This window comes from Pseudomonas sp. AL03 (assembly GCF_029960815.1).
In the GTDB taxonomy this organism is placed as follows: Bacteria; Pseudomonadota; Gammaproteobacteria; order Pseudomonadales; family Pseudomonadaceae; genus Aquipseudomonas.
In genome coordinates this window covers 37,015-54,099 of record NZ_JASBRE010000017.1, presented here as the reverse complement: position 1 = coordinate 54,099, position 17,085 = coordinate 37,015, and the positions used below count along the sequence as shown (strand labels likewise).

Sequence of the window (17,085 nt, the reverse complement as noted above, 5' to 3'; positions counted from 1 at the left end):
CCCCTGCCCACGCGTTGGTCTTTTTTGGCAGATACGCCGTCAGCTGCGGCGTTCGACGATATAACGGGCCAGATCGCGCAATGGCTCGGCTGCCGCGTCAAACGGTCGCAGCGCGTGCAGGGCCTGATCGCGCAGTTCCAGGGCGTAGGCCTTGGCGGCGTCGAGACCGAGCAGGGCCGGGTAGGTTGGCTTGTCGCGTGCGATGTCCGCGCCCTGGCGTTTGCCGAGGGTTTCGGTATCGCTTTCGACGTCGAGAATGTCGTCCTGGACCTGGAATGCCAGACCGATGGCCTGAGCATAAGTCTGCAAAGATTTCAGTTCGTCTTTCTCGGCACGGCCACTGGCCAGAGCGCCAAGCTTGACGCTGACCTCGATGAGCGCGCCGGTCTTGTGCCGGTGCATGGTTTCGAGAGCTCTTTGATCGAGTTTCAGACCGACCGAGCCGAGGTCGATGGCTTGACCGCCAACCATACCGGCCGGGCCAGCTGCTAACGCCAGCGCGCTGACCATCTGCAGGCGGATTTCAGCGTCCGACGTGCTCAGGCGCGGGTCGAGCAGGGCGCTGAACGCCAGGCTCTGCAAGCCGTCACCGGCCAAAATCGCGCAGGCTTCATCGAATTTCTTGTGGGTGGTCGGCTGGCCGCGACGCAGATCATCGTCGTCCATGGCCGGCAAATCGTCATGCACCAGGGAATAAGCGTGAATCAGCTCCACCGCGCAAGCAGCCCCATTGGCTTGCTCAGCCTTGCCGCCCAGCGCTTCGCAGGCGGCGTAGGCCAGCAGCGGGCGGACACGTTTGCCGCCATTCATCACGCTGTAGCGCATGGCTTCGTACAGACGTGCCAGCTCAGGGCTCGGCGCGTTGAACAGGGTTTCCAGTGCAGCGTTGACGCGGGCCTGGCTGGTCGCCGAATACGCTGCAATCATTCTGGCTGATCCGCGTCGAAGGGTTCCTCGGCCAGCTCGCCGTCACGCTCGAGCAGCACTTGAACCTTTTGCTCGGCCTGGGCCAGCGCTGCCTGGCAATCGCGTGTCAGACCGATGCCTTGCTCGAAAGCCGTCAGCGAATCTTCCAGCGACAATTCGCCGTTCTCCAGACGCTCTACCAGCGTTTGCAGGTCAGCGAGCGATTGTTCGAAATCCAGTGCAGCTTTTTTGCGGGCCATGGCGGCTATTTCCGGTTGACGTTAAACCGGCGCGACACTAGCAGACATGGGGGGTATGGGCAAATGAGCTGGGCGTTTTGGCCACTGGTTTCAGCAGCAACACACTCTATGTAGCAGCCTGCGTCCGGCTGCGCAGCAGTCGTAAAAACCAGTACCCGCGTTACATCAGACATACCGTGCACGCAGGATTGACGACTGCTGCGCAGCCGGACGCAGGCTTCGCCAGCTGCTACAGATCACCTTTTGGTTTATTTAAAGGGTTGAGTCATTTGGATAATTGATCTGGTACCGAGTACTGCGCCCACCACCTGGCAGGCGTTCCAGGCAGCCCTTCTCCAACAGTTCGGCCAGATGACGGGTCGCGGTGGCTTTCGACACTTTGGCGACTGCCTGATATTGAGCCGCGCTGATGCCCGCCTCGAAACCTCGTTCCCCGCCATCGAGCAAGCGGTTGAGGACCTTTATCTGTTCGGCCGACAACCCGGACTCCCGGTGCGCCTGCCAAAAACGCGCTTTGCCCAGCACGCTTTCGATCCGGGCCATGGCTTGTTGCAAGCTGCGCAGCAAGGTTTGCAGAAACCATTCGAGCCACTCGGTGATATCCAGTGTGGCTTTCTGGCAGGTTTCGAGCACTCGATAATAACCGGACCGGTCTTCGAGAATGCTCGCCGACATGGCATAGAAGCGGATGGCTTGAGCTTCGCCCTGAGCCAATGCCAGATCGGTGATCGTGCGCGTCAGGCGCCCGTTGCCATCGTCGAAAGGGTGCAGAGTGACAAACCAGAAGTGCGCGATGCCGGCCCGCAGCAATGGATCGAGCCCCGCCTGATTTCGGCTGGCGGTAAACCAGGTGAGGAAGGTGTCGAGCTGTCGCTCAAGGCCCTGACGAGGCGGGGCTTCGAAGTGAACGGTTGGCCTGTCGAGGCGGCCGGACACCACTTGCATCGGATCATCGCCGCGTAACGCGCCGACACGGATCAGCCGGGCAGCGAGATCGGTGTCCTGCTCGGGAAACAGCCATTCGTGCCAATCGAGCAGACGCTCCAGTGTCAGCGGATCAGCGAAATGCTGGGTGGCGTCGAGCATCAATTGCGCCAACCCTTCACTGCGCTGGCTGACATTATTGCCATCGACCAGCTCCAGACCCAGCCGTCGCGCCAATGACGAGCGAACCGAACCTACATTCAGCTGCTCACCCTCAATGGCGGATGAGGTCACGATGTTCTGCAACAGCGCATCCAGTTCGCTTTGAGCGCTCAGCGAACTGCCCACTGAGCTCGCCATGCCCATCAGTCGCCCTTGTGCTTGGACACACTCGCGCAAAAACGGCCCCAACCGCTCTGCTTGCCAGTTAAAATTCGGCCAATCGGGCTGCTGCCAGATCCAGTGAGGTGCCATGAACTCGGTGCTCTTGGAGTGGGTGAGCCGAATAGAAACGTTATTCGGCTCATGTGGTGAGCCGAATATGACGCCTATTCGGCTCACCGTCCAGCCACGAGCGTGATTCCTGCCGCAAATTCAGATGTCTGCGATTGTTTAAAAACCGCCGAATGGCTAATCTTCGCGCCTTCGACGACCCGATAGTCATGGGTCTTTCTGACGAAACGCAGTTTTTGGATCTGTAACGCGCCGAGGATCGGGCGCAAGGTTTCGTTATGCATGGCAGGAGGCGTCACATGCGTTGTGTTCTTACGTTGCTGATCACGCTTGTCTGCGCGACCGCGGCCTGGGCCGAGCCTTCGGCCGAGCTGTCGGAACCGGTGGGTGGCTGGCGTTATTCCGGCCTGCTGGACCGCAGTGAAAATCCTCAAGTCGCCTATCCCACGCCACCCATTGATCGGGGTGTGCAGCGCAATCGCACAATGATCCAAGGCCAGCTCAAGGCCATCGGCACTCAGCGTGGACCGCACAGCCTGGCGGTTAACGGCAATCCTCTTAATCTGTACACCGACGACCAAGGGCGTTTCGCCCGGCCGTATGCGTTCGGTGCCGGTTCCAACAGCGTCGAAGTTCGCAGCGCTGAGGGCAAATCGCTCAAGCGCGTCCAATTTTATGAAGCCAACAACCTGCGCACCCCGGCGCGGATTCGCGTGGTGCTGGGTTGGGACGACCCGAAAGCCGAACTCGATCTGCACATCATCACCCCCGACGGCCAGCATGCATTCTGGGCCCGCCCGGCGATGAGCAACGGCGGCGGCCTGGATCCGGACGGCGTCGATGGCCCCGGCCCGGAAATGTTCACCATGACCGCGCCGATGCATGGCACCTATCTGGTTTACGTGAACTATTGGGGTAACTTCGGCAGTGGCGGCTATAACTTCGATGAGACCAGCAACCAGAACGAGGTGATCACCTCGCAGATCAACCTGGTGCTCAACGAAAACACCGTCGACGAAAAACGCGAAACCTTCATCGTGCCCCTGCGGGCCATCGGTGACCTGCTGCTGGTCAAGACTTTCAACTATTAAGCATCCCGCACCACGGATGACATCGGGTTTTGTGAACATGAGCGATAACACTGTTTCTCCGGCCGCTGACGCACCGGCTGCCAAACCTTCCCGGCGCTGGCCAGCCGTTCTGATCGGGCTGTGCCTGGTGGCCGGCGTTGCGGCCGGGTTGGGCTGGTTCATGCACAAACCCAAGGCGCCGCCGGCGGAATTGGCCAGCGACAAACTGGGCATGAGCCGGCCGGACGGTCTGCTCGAAACCCACTCCTTGAGCCGGTTGCCCAAGGATTTGCTGGCGGTGCCGTTCCTCAAGGAAACCCTGACTGAAGATTTCGTCTTCTATTACGAAACGCATGCGGATCGTCTCGGTTTGATCGGCAGTCTGCGACGGATCACTTACGAACACGATTTGAAGCTGCAGGACAGCCTGATCGAGCAGCTCTTCGATCAACCGGCGGACGTGGCGCTGTGGCGTGGGGCGGATGGTCGCTTGAAAGACTTTTTGTTGGTGATGGATCGCGGTGGTCTGGCCAAGGTGCTGGAGCCGCTGGCGAAAGTGGCGCTGGATGATTCGCAGCTGAGCAAAATCGGTGATGTGAAAGTGGGTGCCGACGATGTGGCGCTCTATCAACTGAGCTACAACGCCAGCAAAGCGCTGCTGTTCGCTTCCCATGGCGACAAACTGGTGGTGCTGTCCAACCCGACCAAACTCTACGATCCGCAAAGCGGCTCACCGGAAGAACCGGGCAGCGTCTCGACCAAGGCCATCGCGGCGTTGCTCAATGGCGACAAACTGTTCCCTGAAGCCTTCGGCCTGCAACCCCGCGCGCCCGAGGTGAAACAGCGCCTCTCGGTGAATGCCAGCGTCCTGGCCATGGGGTACCAGCGTTTCATCCCGAACTTCGCCGGCCTGCGCTTCGACATGGACGACAAGGGCTGGCACAGCTTCCTCGCCCTGGACGAACTGGACAACCAGCCGGACTTCGATTTCAAACCGATCTGGCAAGCCATGCCGATGGGCGCCAGCGCCTGCGTAGCGTTGCCGCTCGCCGCCGAACAACAGAAGCCGTTGCTGGTGAAACTCGGTGCCGAAGAGTCGGTGGCCCAGGCCCTGACCGAACACATGGCCGGTGCCGCCGGCCTGTGTTGGTACGCCGATTCGCGGTTGTACACGCCGTTGCTGGTGGCCAGCCTGAACGATGATGACAGCGCAAAACTCGACGGTGATCTGGGCAATTTGTTCGGCTCGATGGTCGGCGCCTTTGAGGCCAACGTCGAAGAGCATGCCTTCCCGGTGGTCGAGAAACAGGAAGGTGAAACCCATCAGTGGCAACGTCAGGTCAGCTCCAACTTCGGCCCTTACAAGGCCAAAGACGCCGAGCAACCGGACGCGATCACCGGCAAGGCGTTCATGAAAGTGAGCCTGGCGCGCCACGGCTCGACGCTGCTGTTCTCCCTCGACGACACGCTGGTGGACAAAGCCCTCGGCACCCTCGACAAACGCTTCCCGCCGATGGCCGACGTGGTGCCAAAAGACCTGCTGATGCCGGTCTACTTCGGCCCTGATTCCATGGCGCAGCTGATGCAACAGGAAACCCTCGACAGCCTGCCGCAAGACATGGAACCGGTGTTCTACAACGCGGCGCAAACCTACCTGATCCCCAAACTGCGCAAGCTCGGCGGTTACGGCAAGTACGCACTGACGCTTCCGGAAGGCAGCGAACCCGATGGCCACTGGCAATGGCTGCCGCTGGAATGGAAAGCCCTGTGACCGCACTTATCCGAGGCCTTGGTCTGCTGGCGATGTTGCTGGGCACTCGGGCATTTGCCACTGAGGCGCCGCCACTGGACGTGCAGCAATCCCAGGTGTTCCGTGCCTGGTTCGTGCGCATCGCTCAGGAACAACTGACCCAAGGCCCGAGCCCGCGCTGGTATCAGCAGGACTGCGCCGGCCTGGTCCGTTTTGCCGCCAACGAAGCGCTGAAAGTCCATGACGATAAATGGCTGCGCAGCAATGGCCTGTCCAATCGCTACTTGCCGCCGGAGCTGCAACTGAGCGAGGCCCAACGCGCTCTCGCTCAGCAATGGCAGCAGGGCGGCGGCAAGGTCGGGCCCTACGTCAACGCAATCAAACTGATTCAGTTCAACAGCCATTTGGTCGGCCGCGATTTAGCGCAAGCCCGGCCCGGCGACCTGATGTTTTTCGATCAGGGCGACGACCAGCACCTGATGATCTGGATGGGCCGCTACATCGCCTATCACACCGGCACCGCCACCCCGACTGACAACGGCATGCGCTCCGCAAGCCTGCAGCAACTCATGACATGGAAGGACACCCGATGGATCCCCGACGCAGCCAACCCCAACTTCATCGGCGTCTATCGACTGAACTTTCTCTCCCAATGATCGGTGCCCGCATGCTGCGTTTTCTGCCTCTGCTGTTGGTATTAGTGCTGCCTTTTTCGGCGGTCAACGCCGAAGACACTGTCGAGCCGAGCGGTTACACACCGGTTGCCGGTGAAAGCTTTTTCCTGCTGGCCGACAGCAGTTTTGCCGCCGACGAACAGGCGATGGTTCGCCTCGAAGCACCGGGTCGCGACTACCGGCGGTTCCGCATGGAGCCTTACGGCGGCGCCGACATTCGCGTGTACCGCATCGACAAGCCGCTGGATTTTCTCAAGCGCCAGAAGAACCTGCACCGGGTGGTCAGCGACGGCCAGTTCAAGGGAGAAGGCCTGTCGAACACGCTCGCGTATTTGTGGGACAACTGGTACCGCAAATCCCGTCGGGTGATGCAGCGGGCGTTCTCCTACGAATCGCGTAAACAAGTCACCGAGGAAGTGCCGGAACTGAAGATGGGCACCGCCATCGCCGCGCCAACGCCCTACGACGCTCAGCCGCAATTCGCGCTGATTCCGGGCTTGCCGGTGGTCAGCCAATTCCGTTATCCGCTGTGGCAAGCCAAACCGATCCAGCCGCCTGAGGGCGTTAACCTGGCCGGTTCTTCCAGCGAGTTCGTCAGCGTTGCACCGGGCAACGTGTATATCCCGTTGGGCAATCTGAAGCCGGGTCTGTATCTGGTGGAAGCGCTGATTGGTAAATACCGTGCGACCACCATGGTCTTCGTCTCCAACACCGTGGCCGTGAGCAAAATTGCCGGTGATGAATTGCTGGTGTGGGCGGCGCGCAAACACGAAGGCAGTTCGGTGCCGAAGGTCAACGTTCTATGGACCGATGGGCTGGGCGTGATGAGCAGTGGCTCCACCGATGCCGATGGCTTACTGCGTCTGAAGCACGTCAGCCCGGAGCGTTCTTTCGTGATCGGCGAGGACGAAGAGGGCGGGGTGTTTGTCTCCGAAAACTTCTATTACGACAGCGAAATCTACGACACCAAACTCTATGCCTTCACCGACCGGCCGCTGTATCGGCCGGGGGATTGGGTGTCGCTGAAAATTGTCGGTCGCGAGTTCAAGAATGCCCGCGACTCTGTGCTGCCGACGGCAGCTGACGTGAATGTCACAGTGCTCGATGCCACCGGCACTGCGCTGCAATCGCTGGCGCTGAAACTCGATTCCAAGGCGGGTACTCAAGGCCGGTTCCAGTTACCGGACAACGCCGTGGCCGGCGGTTATGAGCTGCGTTTCAGCTACAAGGATCAGGCCTACAGCAGCGCCTTCCGCGTCGCCGAATACATCAAGCCGCACTTCGAAATTTCCCTGAACCTGGCCAAGCAGGATTACCGCACCGGCGAGCCGGTGAAAGGCAACCTGGTGCTGCTGTACCCGGACGGAAAGCCGGTGGCCGATGCCAAGTTGACCCTGAGCCTGCGCGCCCAGCAACTGTCGATGGTCGACAACGAACTGCAATACCTCGGGCAATTCCCGGTTGAGTTGACCAGCACCGAACTGACCACCGATTCCAAGGGCAACGCGACGCTCGATCTGCCGGCTGCCGAGAAGCCAAGTCGCTACATGCTCACCGTGTTTGCCAGCGATGGTGCGGCGTATCGGGTCAAGACCACTAAGGAAATTCTCATCGACCGGGGTGCCGCGAGTTTCCGCTTGAGCGCACCTCAACGCTTCAGTGCGGTGGGCGACAAGGTTGCGTTCAGTTACTTGAATGAAGGCGGCAGCGAGCAAAGCAAAGCGGTCACTCCGAGCAGCTACAGCTGGGTAAGACTGGAAGATCAGTCCGCTGGCGAAGGCAAACTCGCCGCGAGCGATAAAGGCTTCACCGTGGCCTTCGACCGTCCGGGCACCTACAACCTGACGTTGAAGGATGACCATGGCCGCGTGGTGGGTGCCACCGGTCATTCGGTCACTGGTGATGGCGTCAAAGCCGTGCCCGGCACTGTGGAAATCGTGCTCGACAAACCCGAGTATAAGGCCGGCGACGAGGCCCTCGCATTGATCACCTTCCCTGAGCCGATCAGCGATGCATTGCTGTCGCTCGAGCGCGACAAGGTCGAGGCCACAGCGCTGCTGTCCAAGGGCGGCGACTGGCTGCAGATGGAAAAACTCAGCGAGACCCAATACCGCGCGCGGATCCCGGTGAAAGATAATTTCGCGCCGAACCTGACCTTCTCGGTGCTTTACACCAAGGGTGGTCAGTACAGCTTCCAGAACGCCGGCATCAAGGTGATCGCGCCGCAGATCGACGTGGCCATCGCCACCGATAAAGAGTCGTATCAGCCGGGCGATACCGTGTCGGTTGACTTGACCACCGAGTTCGCTGGCAAGCCGATCCCGGCGCACCTGACGGTCAGCGTGGTGGACGAAATGGTCTACGCGCTGCAACCGGAAGTCGCGCCGACCATCGACCAGTTTTTCTACCACCCGCGCCGCAACAACGTGCGCACCAGCGCCAGTCTGTCGTTCATCAGCTACGACGTGGCATTGCCGGGCAGCCCGGGTGCACCGGGCAAAGCCAACCGCAGCGAACGAGGCGTGAAAGTGCTGGAGCGGCCGCGTCGTGAAGACGTCGATACCGCTGCGTGGCAGCCGGAACTGGTGACCGACGCCAATGGCAAAACCCGTTTCACTTTCAAGATGCCGGACTCGCTGACCCGCTGGCGCATCACCGCCCGGGCCATCGCCGATGACGGTCAGGTCGGGCAGAAGAAGCAGTTCGTACGCTCGGAAAAACCGCTGTACCTGAAGTGGAGCGGGCCAACCAAATTCCGCAACGGCGACAGACCTGATCTGGGTGTGTTTGCTTTCAGCCAAGCGGAAAAACCGGTCAAGGCTGAGCTGGTGATTCATTACGCTGGCGCCGAACAGCGTGTGCCGGTGACGTTGAACAACGGCATCAACTACATCGCGCTGCCGGCGTTCGCGTTGGCCAGTGGCGAGTGGACGGCTGAGCTGATGCAGGACGGCCAAACCGCCGATGCGCTGGCCGTGCGCCTGACCACCACCGGTGAAGGCTGGCAGGTCACGCAAAGCCAAAGCCTGGACGTGGTCAGTGGTGACACGCCGCTGACCCTGCCGACGGACGCCAGCGATATTCGTCTGCGTCTGGATGACAGTCCGCAAGCGCTGTTCCGTTCCGCCCTCGATGATTTGCTGAGTTATCCGTACGGCGGTGTTGAACAAACCGCTAGCCGCTTGCTGCCGTTAAGCATCGCTTATCCGACCTTGGCGTCGAATCCGCAGATTCGCGACCGCTTGCGCCTGATCATGCAAAACAGCCGTCTGCGCCTGGTGCAAATGGCCGGGCCTTCGGCGAGTTTCACTTGGTGGGGCATGGAAGGTGAACCGGATGCATTCCTCACTGCTTACGCTTACTACGCCGACTGGCACGCCAGTAAAGCGTTGGAGTTGAGCCTGCCGCCGGGGCATTGGCAACGGGTGCTGGAGGTTTATTCGAAACAGGCCAATAACACGCCGCTGCTGCAGAGAGCGCTGATTCTATCGTTCGCCAAACAGATGCAATTGCCGGTGAACACCTTGCTCAGCGGGTTGATGGATGACCTGTCGAAAGCGGGTGAGGGTAATGCGGCGAACCTGATGGACGATGGCGAAGACAGCATCGTCATGAGCGATCCGGATTCGGCGTTGGGTCTGGCGGCGGCGCGTGTGTTGACGGCCTCTTTGGCGAAGCAATCGAAGGTGATTCTGCCGGACGCATTCAATCGTCAACTGGCGGATGCGCAACAGCGTTTGGCCGTCAGCTCTCAGCCGTTTGCCGAAGCGTTAAATCTGTCGCTGCAAGCCTTCGATCAGGCTCACGCGCAAGCGTTGTTGCAACGTCTGCTGCCACAGCAATCGACCCTGGAACGCGCGTTGGCGCTGACCTGGTTGCAGCGCAGTATCGAGCAGGCTTCGCCCACCATCGCATTGACACCGGGTGAAGGCTGGAAAAAAGAACACGGTGATACTGGCGAGATGTATTGGACTTGGCAGGGTTCTTCGGCCGTGCCAGCAGTGCTGTCGCTGACCGGTGTGCAAGAGCGTCCGTTGCGAGCGGCATTGAGCTTCCATACCCGGCAATCACCGGTAGATCCGATGGCCGTGATCATCACCCGTCGCCTGTCGCGCCTGGTGCCGGGCGACGAAGCCTTCACCTTCAAACTGGAAGCGGTCGGTACCAAACCGTTGTCCAGCGACAGCCTGTACCTGGATGAAGTGATCATCACCAGTAAAGCCGCCAAACCGCTGCGCTACGGCATGCTCGAAGTGCCGCTGCCACCGGGTGCCGATGTCGAGCGCACCACGTGGGGCATCAAGCTGATGGGCAAGGCTGGCACCGAGCCGTCCGCATTGGAGAAAGCGCGTTTCGAGCCGGGGCAAATGGCTTACGCGATTCCGGTGGATGCCTTGAGCGGCGAATTGCGTCTGCGTCATCTGGTGCGCTTCTCGCAGAAGGGCCAGTTCAACTTGCCGCCGGTGCGCTTCACTCAGGTCTACGCGCCACAGCATCAGGCTCAGGAACAGAAAGCGGCCCTCGGTCAGGTCACGGTCAACTGACATGACCCGACCTCTGGTCTGGTGGCTGCTGTGTTTGATCCCTGTGCTGGCAACCGCGCAGGACGAACCGCTGCGGCTGGCTTTTAAAGGTGAGTTGCTTTCTTTGAGTCGAACTCAGGTGATCGCGCGCGAGCCGTTGCCTGCTGATTTGCAGACGCCTTTGGGCAGTGTGTGGAAGTTGTTTGTGTACGGCTGGCTGGTGGATACCGACGCTCATGAATCGCCTTACGAGTGTCGCGGTCAGTCGAAAGAGGAAGTCTATTGCTGCACCGCAGGCGGCAAGATTGGTCGCGATCAGGCGTTGGTGAAGTCGTGTGGTTTGTACTTTGAACCGCAGCGGTTGGGCATTGCTGGCGCTGACTGGCGCAGGTATTGGCAGGCGCGACAGGCCCCGGAGTGGTTGCTGGATTTGCCGTCGTTGCAACCTGCCACCCGGGTTTCGGTGACTGAGTTGCTACGAATGTTAGCCGTGATGCCGGCGCAGGATCAGGCGCGGCGTGTGTTGCTGGATGTGGTGTTGAATGCGGCTGACGGCAATGTCGTGGGCGATCTGGGTGGCCGATTGCGGGTGAAAACCTGGAGCTGGTTGGGAGATCAGGATCCGTCGTCGCGTCAGGGCGGGTTCGCCGGGTGGATGGCGGACGGCACGCCGATCTGGGCGGGCGGACGGGGGACCAGTCAGATGGTTCTTCGCAACTACGGTGAAGCGTTGTCTTCTGTGCTGCCTGTTGAAGGGCCAGCAGACGTGGGACGTTGCGTCGAAGTCGGCCTGTTTTCCCGTTATCCGATCGGGCGTGTTCTGGCCGGGGATCGCGTTGTTGCTTCCGGGCCTTTGCAAGGCGATTATCGCGTCGAATTCACCAACGGCAATCAACTGGATATTCACAGCGACGGCGAATTGTTTTTACTCAAAGACAAGCTCGTCGCCCGCCTGGACCGCGAAGAATACGTCGCTCGCGTCCTCCAGCGCGAAGCCAAGCCCGAACCCGCCGAAGCCGCCAAAGCCCTGGCCGTCGCCATCCGCACCTACCTGCTGCAAAACGCCACCCGCCACGGCGACTGTCTGAGCATCGACGACAGCAGCAACCGCCAGCGCGTCGCCCCACGCCCGGCCACGGCCGAATCGCGCAACATCGCCGCCTGGACCAGCGACCTAGTCCTCGCCGGCAGCACCGTCACCTACCACTCCGACCAACCCGGCCCGGACAAACTCTCCTGGCAGCAAGCCGTCGAACAAGCCAACGCCGGCCAACGCTACGACGCCATCCTGCTCCACGCCTACCCGCGCGCCAGCCTCAGCCGCTGGGACAACCCCGTCGCCTCCTGCGAAGCACTGCCCGCCGCGCAAGACTGGCTGCTGAACCAACGCCGCGGCTGGCGTCCGCGGTTGGAAAACGAGGTTGGCTACAACGAAGTCAGCACCTTCGCCGTTTGCCGCCTGGCCTTCGGTCGCCCCTACGTCGACCGCGAACGCCAACGCATCTACGTGCGCGGCGTGCTGTCATTGCAAGACCGCCTCGACCTGACCCACGAATACCTGCACCTGGCCTTCGAAGCACACCCCAACGGCCAGGATGAAACCTACATCGAAGGGCTCGCCCGCCACCTCTTGCTGGAATAGGCCATGAAACTCCGTTATCCACAGGTCTTCCTGTTCCTTTGTTCTTTTTGCGTACTGCCGACAGTTCTTGCGGCTGAGAGCGCCGTGAAACTCGATACGCCCGTTGGCGGCTGGCGCACCGGCGCACCTGAGGGTGAAGGCGAAAGCTTCCGTCAGACCGTTAACTACCCAGCCTCCTCGGTGAACACACCGGTGGGCCAAGCCAATACCGCTCGCATCACTGGGCAGATCAAAGCCACGCCCAAGTCCGGTGAGCCGGGCCGTTTGATCGTCAACGGCGTCAGCATGCCGCTGAAGATCGATGCTGCCGGCCGCTTTGATCGGCCGTTCTCGTTTCCCAATGGCAGCAATAGCGTTGAAGTCCGCAGCCCCGATGGTCAACAACGGCATCGCACGCAGTTCCTTAACGCCAGCGGCGGGGCGACTCCGGCGAAGTTGCGGGTGCTGCTGGCTTGGGACAGTGATGGCACCGACCTCGACTTGCACCTCATCACACCCGACGGCGCCCACATCTGGTACGGCGATCGTGTTGTGCCCAATGGTGCTGCGCTCGATGTTGATGTGACGACGGGCTACGGCCCGGAAATCTTCGCCATGCCCGCGCCGATCAAGGGGCAGTATCTGGTTTATGTGAACTACTTCGGGGGCGGGTATCGCAGTGACGAGGAGGGGCAGGAGGATGCGGTTCAGCCGCTGACCACGGCGCAGGTGACGGTGATAACGGAGGAGGGGACGCCGAACGAGAAGATGGAGACGTTCCTGGTGCCGATGCGGGCGGTGGGGGAGTTGACGTTGGTTAAGGGGTTTAGTTATCCGTGATGAAATAATTGTCCAACGGGCTGTTGGACAATTATTCGGGGACAATTGAAGTTAACAGGCAGACATTTCAGGCCTGAAACTACTGGATGTCAGGCGTTTGAGTGCGATATCAAGCGCCGGATCGTCGAACAGCCTGCTCTTGCGAGCTGCAGCACCGGCTCCTCCATCCCAATGCTTCAACGCTTCGCGCACGGCAGGAACAGTCGGGGATACCTTTTCCTGACTCAGCAACCAATCGACAGTCGCCAACAGTTCCATACCGAAGGGGGACTCAAAGCCGTCGATTAACTCGGCGGTGCGCTCCAGGGCCTGGGAATACTCCTTGGCCTCTGTTTTTAGATAGGTTTGCAGAAAAGCTTTGCGCTCTTGGTCAAACCAGATCACGTCACTGATACCCGCATCACTGATGCGCTTGTCGCAATGCAGGTAACTGCCATCCAGGTTATTGAGCAGATGCTCCAACCGATTGGCATAAGGCCCGTACTTATGAGCAACAAACTTAAGATTCAGCGGGTTTTCGGTGTTCGGTAGCTTCTCGATAGCGCGCTCAAGGAACCAGGCTAGCTTCTGAATCTCTAGCAGGCTGCATTCCATACCCAATACCCAGTAGCGCCGAACCAGTTCGGCAATGAGTGCGCGAGCGGGCGTAAGCTTTTCCACGCCGCTACGTTTGGCGACATTTAGATACTGGTTGGATGGCTCGAATACCAACACATCGACATCCAGATCACTCAAGACATCAACAATCTGTTCTCGAACTTCTGGCCATTTCAAACCACCGTTACCGGCACCTAGCGGTGGAACTGCCACGGACTTCACGTCGTTTTCAATCAGGAAGCGACGGAGATCGTGCAAGCCTTCGGTTATCCATGCCATCTGCGACGGCGATCGCCAGTGACGTTTGGTAGGGAAGTTTACGATCCAGCGAGGACCGTCGAGCTCGTTGACTGCCGTTACGTGAACCTTGCCGGTCTCTACCTCGCCGGCCTTGCAGGCCGTCGAATACAGACGGTAGTTCTCCGCGAAGCGCTCTTTGAACATCAGCGCGATACCTTTGCCCATCACACCTACGGTATTTACCGTATTGACGAGGGCTTCGGTTTTGGCTTCCAGAAGGTTGCCTTGGGTAAATCTGATCATTGGAAATACCATCCCGGACGCGCATGAACAGACAACGTCAGGCCTCTAGCGGCGACGTCTTGCTCTATGCGTTCTTTCATTGCATCGGTGTAGCACATGATGCCAAGGAGTCCTGTAATCGGAAGGTGATGGTGAATCAGCGCTTCGGCCTGATAACGCTCCATCTTTCGAGGGTCATCAGGATCACGTTTGAAGTCGCGTCGTTGAAGGATAGACCAATCGATCTCGCCAAGATTCGCCAAGTCGCTGTAATAGTCTGTCCAATCCGGGTAGGCATGTGCGTTTGTGAAGACAAACGGTAGGCCCAGCTCTTCGGCGCGGTAAAGACTAGAGACGAGAACTACAATCTCGTCGTTGTTGCGCTGCTGAACGCTCCACCCGGAATGAATGTTTTTCATCATCACAGAGAAGGGCGTGAAATAGAAGGGTACGTAGTCGGCCAAAAATCCCTCTGGCGCGATGGGCACACGACGGGTGCGGCGCTTGTCGATCAAATCGACGTTGCCGATATTCACGTATTGCGGTGCCTGCACCTTCGAGTTTGCGCAATGCAGCCCGTTGTCCAGAATCCAAGGCAGGTTATCGCGATGGACGATACGCCAAATCAGAGCCTTCTCTGGATTCAGACTGGTGTAGTTCATTGATAAAACATTCTCTCATTCGCGCCGGTGAGTACATTAACACCGGCCTCGCGCATTTTAGCCACGCAGAGTGCTTCGACCTCCTCGTTAGGAGTGAAGATTTTGAAGAAGGCGTTTGGTTTCACAACGCCAGGCGCCAAGCATTCCGCCATGCAGATGCTTTTGCAGTGCGCGTCGTGATACTCCCGGCTGTTCATGACCTCCCACTCGATGGCTTCGAAACCTTCGTCATAATCGAGTAACTGGATTGAATCGTTTGCCAGAGGGTGGCGAGGAATGACTTTCCAACTGTTTTGTTTCGCAATAGACCTGTAAACGGAGATCAGGACGAATTTCACATCAGGGTTGTTACGTTGCACACTTCCGTCAAATGGATTTGCAGCGAACCAGTGAAAGGGCACATAGCTGTCAAGCTCAAGGGCTTTACGCTTCTTCAGAATCTCACTGTCAGCTACATCTTTGAAGTCGGTGAGTTCAGCGCGAGGCTTTAGACCACCCTGAAAAATGCCATCCAGGTTTTCAACCGAAGTGAGGTGGTATAGAAGCTTTTGTTCCTTGATATTTCTGACGTCTGGCATCGTGGTCTCCTTGACCTGCACATCTATCTAAACCCGCTTTAGCCCTATCTCTTCTGCGGGTTAACCGCGACCTTCCAAGTCGGGCGTACTTCGTGATTCTAGTGTGCCATCACCTTAAGCCACAAGCGTTGCAGGGGAAGTGGCTGGTTTGCCCAAAACGGATCTCTCACTCCTCATCAAAATAATCACGATCCAGCGCCGGCAACCGCAACAGTCGCGATGTAACACCCACTTCATGATCCATCATCAGATGCACCAGTCGCGTGCCATCCACCAACCCAATCCCGTCCACCGATTTAGCGAAGTCGACAGCGTGTGCCGTGAAACCAGAGGTTGTGATGAACACCCCGCGCTTAGCCTTTTGCCCGGCGAGTGCGCCGTAGAAAGCCTGCAGCTCAGGGCGGCCTACCGTGTTCTGCCAACGCTTGGCTTGGACATAAACCTTCTCAAGCCCCAGCTTATCGAGCGAAATGATGCCATCAATGCCGGCATCCCCAGACCCACCGACACGCTGCAGATCATTGCGGCTAGCGCCGTATCCCAGGCGATGAAGCACATCCAGTACGATCACTTCGAAGCGGTTGGGGCTGACCTGTAACAAGTGATCCAATAGATCGGCCGCTGTGGCGTCGCGCAATTCCTGGAGGGCTTGTTCAAGCCGATCATCCGGGCTGGCGGTCGCGGAGGTTACGTCAGGTTCAACGGCAGGTTGGTCATCCAGCGGTGCGGCGTCGGCGGCGACTTTCAGTTTCACATGCATATAGCCAATGGCTAAATGCTCCACTTCATCGGCGGCCAGGGGGGTGGAATTCTCTTTGGCATAGGCCACCCCCGCATCAGTTAGTTTCCAGTAACCGCGTTTTGCGCAGCTGGATAGACCGGCGCGTTTGAGCCGGTCGTGTGCCCAGCCAGCTCGGTTCTTGTAGGTAGCCTGACCACTTGCGGTCAGCTCTTGCCGTTGCTCTTCAGTCAGTTGCAGCGTCTTTGCGGCGGCGTCCTGGGCATCCCGGGTCGGTGCACCGTCGGGTTTGGTGACGAGAAAACGCAGGATGGGTTCGATGAACTGATCGTAAGTTGGAACGGACATGGACGCTTCCCTGTGGTGACTACGTTTTTGTGCTGATCGGCGGGCGAGTATAAATTAACGGTCACACAGGCAGCCCTCACCGGTGAGGCGTTGGCACCGAGAAAGCGTAAGCCACTGTGTATTCGAGCATTGGCAAAGGGTTTTGTAATACAGAAGATCCCTGCGCAATAAATTCCGCCGTCTGGCATACGCAAGCTTTGAGGCTCTTGACCGCAATATCCGCAAACCGTATGAAAATCCCGCACTGGGGGTTTTGCTGTGTGCTAGCAAAGATAATGAAGTCGTCGAGTACGCCCTTAACCGCTCACTTTCGCCGGCATTGGTCGCGGAAAATCAGACTCAACTGCCGGACAAGAAGCTGTTGCAGGCCAAGCTACAGGAGTTTTATGCGCTGAATACTGAAGAGTCCTGAGCGATTTTCCGGCGTAAATCACTTTCTTATAGACATTAAAAAGCCGGCTTGTGGCCGGCTTCTCGGGGACTGGCTTGGTTCATTTTTGGTAAACCGCGCCAGCCTTCAAAACGTACACCCGGATCTTGCGTCCGGCTGTGGGACTTGGCGAGAAAATCATCTGCCTTGTCGGTGCGACTCTCCGCCGCGGGGCGGGTCGATGCGCA

The 17,085-nt window shown here is 59.0% G+C and carries 14 protein-coding genes and 1 pseudogene; 7 read left to right on the top strand and 8 right to left on the bottom strand.

What is annotated here, in order from left to right:
* Window positions 1-39: 39 nt before the first annotated feature.
* From ispA to QK293_RS17315, 4 genes are all read right to left on the bottom strand, one after another.
* Window positions 40-927 carry a (2E,6E)-farnesyl diphosphate synthase gene (gene ispA / locus QK293_RS17330; protein WP_282379178.1) on the bottom strand — a complete coding sequence of 296 codons (888 nt, stop codon included), beginning with the start codon at window positions 925-927 and terminating at the stop codon, window positions 40-42.
* The gene (locus QK293_RS17325) at window positions 924-1,166 is read right to left on the bottom strand and encodes an exodeoxyribonuclease VII small subunit (protein WP_007894317.1); all 243 of its coding nucleotides are present in this window, start codon (window positions 1,164-1,166) and stop codon (window positions 924-926) included. Before QK293_RS17325 ends, ispA begins: the two co-directional genes overlap by 4 nt.
* A 252-nt stretch (window positions 1,167-1,418) precedes the next feature.
* Window positions 1,419-2,564 carry a Fic family protein gene (locus tag QK293_RS17320; protein ID WP_282379176.1) on the bottom strand — a complete coding sequence of 382 codons (1,146 nt, stop codon included), beginning with the start codon at window positions 2,562-2,564 and terminating at the stop codon, window positions 1,419-1,421.
* A gap of 83 nt (window positions 2,565-2,647) precedes the next feature.
* Entirely contained in the window at window positions 2,648-2,827 is a 180-nt protein-coding gene (locus QK293_RS17315; protein WP_282379174.1) for a hypothetical protein, read from the bottom strand.
* A 15-nt stretch (window positions 2,828-2,842) separates the two neighbouring features.
* On the opposite strand from QK293_RS17315, the gene QK293_RS17310 reads away from it, so the two are divergent.
* Genes QK293_RS17310 through QK293_RS17285 form a run of 6 tightly spaced genes read left to right on the top strand, consistent with a single transcriptional unit; the run spans window position 2,843 to window position 13,021 of the window.
* Window positions 2,843-3,634: a DUF2135 domain-containing protein gene (locus QK293_RS17310; RefSeq protein WP_282379172.1), complete on the top strand. Its 792-nt coding sequence runs from the start codon at window positions 2,843-2,845 to the stop codon at window positions 3,632-3,634.
* A 37-nt stretch (window positions 3,635-3,671) separates the two neighbouring features.
* Window positions 3,672-5,384 (top strand): DUF2138 domain-containing protein, encoded by a 1,713-nt coding sequence (locus QK293_RS17305; protein WP_282379170.1) that lies wholly within the window; start codon window positions 3,672-3,674, stop codon window positions 5,382-5,384.
* Window positions 5,385-5,416: 32 nt separating this feature from the next.
* Window positions 5,417-6,019 (top strand): DUF1175 family protein, encoded by a 603-nt coding sequence (locus QK293_RS17300; protein ID WP_282379336.1) that lies wholly within the window; start codon window positions 5,417-5,419, stop codon window positions 6,017-6,019.
* The gene (locus QK293_RS17295) at window positions 6,016-10,581 is read left to right on the top strand and encodes an alpha-2-macroglobulin (RefSeq protein WP_282379168.1); all 4,566 of its coding nucleotides are present in this window, start codon (window positions 6,016-6,018) and stop codon (window positions 10,579-10,581) included. The genes QK293_RS17300 and QK293_RS17295 overlap by 4 nt, the downstream gene beginning before the upstream one ends.
* A gap of 1 nt (window position 10,582) precedes the next feature.
* A complete protein-coding gene (locus QK293_RS17290) occupies window positions 10,583-12,202 on the top strand; it encodes a DUF2300 domain-containing protein (protein ID WP_282379166.1) in 1,620 nt (539 codons plus the stop codon).
* Between the two features lie 3 nt (window positions 12,203-12,205).
* The gene (locus QK293_RS17285; protein ID WP_282379164.1) at window positions 12,206-13,021 is read left to right on the top strand and encodes a DUF2135 domain-containing protein; all 816 of its coding nucleotides are present in this window, start codon (window positions 12,206-12,208) and stop codon (window positions 13,019-13,021) included.
* Window positions 13,022-13,072: 51 nt separating this feature from the next.
* Here the strand turns inward: QK293_RS17285 and QK293_RS17280 are convergent, their stop codons facing one another.
* The 4 genes from QK293_RS17280 to QK293_RS17265 form a co-directional block, all read right to left on the bottom strand.
* Window positions 13,073-14,161 carry a macro domain-containing protein gene (locus QK293_RS17280; protein WP_282379162.1) on the bottom strand — a complete coding sequence of 363 codons (1,089 nt, stop codon included), beginning with the start codon at window positions 14,159-14,161 and terminating at the stop codon, window positions 13,073-13,075.
* On the bottom strand, window positions 14,158-14,802 hold the full coding sequence (locus tag QK293_RS17275; protein WP_282379160.1) for a DUF4433 domain-containing protein: 645 nt from the start codon (window positions 14,800-14,802) through the stop codon (window positions 14,158-14,160). The genes QK293_RS17280 and QK293_RS17275 overlap by 4 nt, the downstream gene beginning before the upstream one ends.
* Entirely contained in the window at window positions 14,799-15,380 is a 582-nt protein-coding gene (locus QK293_RS17270; protein ID WP_282379158.1) for a DarT ssDNA thymidine ADP-ribosyltransferase family protein, read from the bottom strand. The genes QK293_RS17275 and QK293_RS17270 overlap by 4 nt, the downstream gene beginning before the upstream one ends.
* A gap of 166 nt (window positions 15,381-15,546) precedes the next feature.
* Window positions 15,547-16,467, bottom strand: a complete 921-nt coding sequence (locus tag QK293_RS17265; protein ID WP_282379156.1) for a restriction endonuclease — start codon at window positions 16,465-16,467, stop codon at window positions 15,547-15,549.
* 199 nt (window positions 16,468-16,666) lie between these two features.
* Between QK293_RS17265 and QK293_RS17260 the strand changes: the two are divergent.
* Window positions 16,667-16,879, top strand: a pseudogene (locus QK293_RS17260) (PDDEXK nuclease domain-containing protein); the annotation flags it as partial.
* Between the last annotated feature and the right edge of the window lie 206 nt (window positions 16,880-17,085).

Bases quoted from the DNA above. Each gene is read 5' to 3' on its own strand.
- QK293_RS17305 (WP_282379170.1), top strand. From the start codon at position 3,672: ATGAGCGATAACACTGTTTCTCCGGCCGCTGACGCACCGGCTGCCAAA.
- QK293_RS17270 (WP_282379158.1), bottom strand. From the start codon at position 15,380: ATGCCAGACGTCAGAAATATCAAGGAACAAAAGCTTCTATACCACCTC.
- QK293_RS17325 (WP_007894317.1), bottom strand. From the start codon at position 1,166: ATGGCCCGCAAAAAAGCTGCACTGGATTTCGAACAATCGCTCGCTGAC.
- QK293_RS17280 (WP_282379162.1), bottom strand. From the start codon at position 14,161: ATGATCAGATTTACCCAAGGCAACCTTCTGGAAGCCAAAACCGAAGCC.
- QK293_RS17285 (WP_282379164.1), top strand. From the start codon at position 12,206: ATGAAACTCCGTTATCCACAGGTCTTCCTGTTCCTTTGTTCTTTTTGC.
- QK293_RS17300 (WP_282379336.1), top strand. From the start codon at position 5,417: ATGTTGCTGGGCACTCGGGCATTTGCCACTGAGGCGCCGCCACTGGAC.
- QK293_RS17320 (WP_282379176.1), bottom strand. From the start codon at position 2,564: ATGGCACCTCACTGGATCTGGCAGCAGCCCGATTGGCCGAATTTTAAC.
- QK293_RS17315 (WP_282379174.1), bottom strand. From the start codon at position 2,827: ATGCATAACGAAACCTTGCGCCCGATCCTCGGCGCGTTACAGATCCAA.
- QK293_RS17310 (WP_282379172.1), top strand. From the start codon at position 2,843: ATGCGTTGTGTTCTTACGTTGCTGATCACGCTTGTCTGCGCGACCGCG.
- QK293_RS17265 (WP_282379156.1), bottom strand. From the start codon at position 16,467: ATGTCCGTTCCAACTTACGATCAGTTCATCGAACCCATCCTGCGTTTT.
- QK293_RS17275 (WP_282379160.1), bottom strand. From the start codon at position 14,802: ATGAACTACACCAGTCTGAATCCAGAGAAGGCTCTGATTTGGCGTATC.
- ispA (WP_282379178.1), bottom strand. From the start codon at position 927: ATGATTGCAGCGTATTCGGCGACCAGCCAGGCCCGCGTCAACGCTGCA.
- QK293_RS17295 (WP_282379168.1), top strand. From the start codon at position 6,016: ATGATCGGTGCCCGCATGCTGCGTTTTCTGCCTCTGCTGTTGGTATTA.
- QK293_RS17290 (WP_282379166.1), top strand. From the start codon at position 10,583: ATGACCCGACCTCTGGTCTGGTGGCTGCTGTGTTTGATCCCTGTGCTG.